This window comes from Robiginitalea sp., assembly GCF_049588695.1.
Lineage (GTDB): Bacteria > Bacteroidota > Bacteroidia > Flavobacteriales > Flavobacteriaceae > Robiginitalea.
Genome location: NZ_JBAVZJ010000235.1, coordinates 1 through 2,234, shown reverse-complemented (window position 1 = coordinate 2,234; position 2,234 = coordinate 1). Strand labels below are relative to the sequence as shown.

2 protein-coding genes and 1 pseudogene are annotated in these 2,234 nt (G+C 49.9%); 2 read left to right on the top strand and 1 reads right to left on the bottom strand.

The features are described 5' to 3' along the window. The first annotated feature begins 45 nt into the window (after positions 1 to 45). Complete coding sequence (locus tag WBV75_RS05720) at positions 46 to 591, top strand: RNA methyltransferase (protein ID WP_424119685.1); 546 nt, start codon at positions 46 to 48, stop codon at positions 589 to 591. A 99-nt stretch (positions 592 to 690) separates the two neighbouring features. On the opposite strand, the gene folK is transcribed toward WBV75_RS05720, so the two are convergent. Beyond that, entirely contained in the window at positions 691 to 1,839 is a 1,149-nt protein-coding gene (folK, locus tag WBV75_RS05715; protein ID WP_424119684.1) for a 2-amino-4-hydroxy-6-hydroxymethyldihydropteridine diphosphokinase, read from the bottom strand. Positions 1,840 to 1,921: 82 nt separating this feature from the next. On the opposite strand from folK, the pseudogene WBV75_RS05710 reads away from it, so the two are divergent. Then, positions 1,922 to 2,234 (top strand): annotated as a pseudogene (locus WBV75_RS05710) (hypothetical protein); the annotation flags it as partial.

Genomic DNA, 2,234 nt, shown 5'->3' with positions numbered 1-2,234 from the left:
TCAATTTCTGAGCTTCTTTGTACTTTTGGAGGCCAACAAAATCCGATGCGAAAACTCAAAAATGAAGAATTGGGCCGCTTACAGGTCACCGAATTTAAGGATGCCCCTAAAACCCCGGTAGTCCTTGTACTCGACAATGTCCGAAGTCTGCACAATGTCGGGTCTGTATTTCGGTCGGCTGATGCCTTTCGGGTGGAGAAGATTTACCTCTGTGGGATTACGGCTACCCCACCACATAAAGATATTCGAAAAACAGCGCTGGGAGCCACCGAGAGTGTCAACTGGGCTTATGCTGGTGAAACCGCATCCTTGATCGATACCCTTCGGGATACCCATCAGGTATGGGCCGTGGAACAGACCGAGGGCTCGGTTTCCCTGGAGGGATTTCAGCCTGATGCCGGGAAGCCCTATGCCTTTGTTCTGGGGCATGAGGTAAAAGGCGTCGCTCAGGAGGTTATCGACAAATGCCAGGGCGTAGTTGAAATACCCCAATTGGGAACGAAGCACTCCCTGAATATTTCCGTTGCCGCCGGAGTGATTCTCTGGGATTTTTGGGTAAAGACCACGGGTAAAACAATATCCGGGGAATAGGCTGGCCACCCTGACAGTAAAGAATTCCTGCGTTATGTGATTTTCAATCTACACAGTCCAGCGAAGCGGATTTGGGTGTAATCGCGCCGAGAGTGCCCCTCAGCCCTGCTTAAGCAGGACATGGGCGATCATCTGATCCAGGATCGTGTGGTAATCTTCCGGGCGGGAAACAAAATCAAGGTCTCCGGCGTCGACAATCAGGGAGTTGAGCCCGGGGGTATGCTTCATAAAGTCAAAATACCCGCTCTGGATTTTCTCGAGGTATTCCGCAGGTATGCCTTCTTCATAATCCCGACCCCTGCGCGCGATTTGTTCGAGCAGCCTGCCGGTGTTCTGATAGAGGTATACGTATAGTTTGGGTTTGCGGACTTCCCGGTACATGACCGAGAAAAATTTCCTGTAGAGTTTGAATTCCTCTTGCCCAAGGGTGATTTTAGCAAAAATCAGACTTTTATAGATGTCGTAATCACTCACGACAAAATTTTTGAAAAGATCGAGTTGTCGCGTCTCTTCTATAAACTGCTGGTACCGATCCGCCAGGAACGAAAGTTCCAGCGGGAAGGCATAGCGGGCCCGGTCCTGGTAGAATTTGGGTAAAAATGGGTTGTCTTCAAAGCGCTCCAGTATGAGTTTGGCATTCAGGTCTTCGGAAATCTTGCGCGCCAGGCTGGTTTTCCCGGCACCGATGTTCCCTTCGATGACGACGAAGCCGAGAACATTAAAAAACAGTTGACGATTTTTATAAAGGACGATTGAGGTCCGTTCCAACCCGTTTTTGTCTGCACATTCCTGAAGGAGATTGCGATGATCCTTGCGGAGGACAGGATGGTAAAACTGGGGTGCGATATCGGCCAGGGGCCTGAGGACAAACCTTCTTTTTTCAAGACTGGGATGCGGCACGGTAAGGGTATCTGTGCGAATGATCTCGCCTCCATAATAGAGGAGGTCGAGATCCAGGGTTCGGGAGCGATACCCTCCGGATGCAAACCGCTCACGCCCGGCCGCTTTCTCGATTTGCAGGAGGCACTGCAACAGACCCTCAGGGGGAAGTTCAGTGCGCAAGGCAATACAGGCATTCAGGAAATCTCCTCCGTCAAATCCCCAGGCTGCGGTTTGATACACCGGACTGATGGCCTCGATCTCCCCGGCCACGTTCCCGAGGGAAAAAATGGCTTTCTGAAGATAATAGGCCCGGTTTCCGAGATTGCTTCCCAATGAGATGTAGGCGAGAACCGGCGCTTTTTTCATCCCTGCCAATGTACGTAAAACGGATGGTTTATACCTTTGAATTTCGTGCTTTCCGCCCCTGAGTATTGCTGAGATAGTAGGAATGAATCCGTATCTTTACAGGATAGAAAAAGAAAATGCTATGGCCTTTTTGAGGAATTTGCTGGCTTCCATATTGGGCACGCTTGTCGCTCTCGGAATCCTGTTTTTTATGTTTTTAATTTTCGCAGCCCTGGCCGGTGCCGGTGATGAGGTACGCGTTAAAAAGAATTCGGTGCTCAAACTCGAGTTTCCCTTTCCGGTATCTGAATACTCGGCTGCAGACCCGGATGATCCGTTTACATTGTTCTTTGAACCAAAAATGGGATTGGATCAGATCTTACAGGCTATTGAAGTGGCTAAGGGAGACGATCGTA

Bases quoted from the DNA above. Each gene is read 5' to 3' on its own strand.
- WBV75_RS05720 (WP_424119685.1), top strand. From the start codon at position 46: ATGCGAAAACTCAAAAATGAAGAATTGGGCCGCTTACAGGTCACCGAA.
- folK (WP_424119684.1), bottom strand. From the start codon at position 1,839: ATGAAAAAAGCGCCGGTTCTCGCCTACATCTCATTGGGAAGCAATCTC.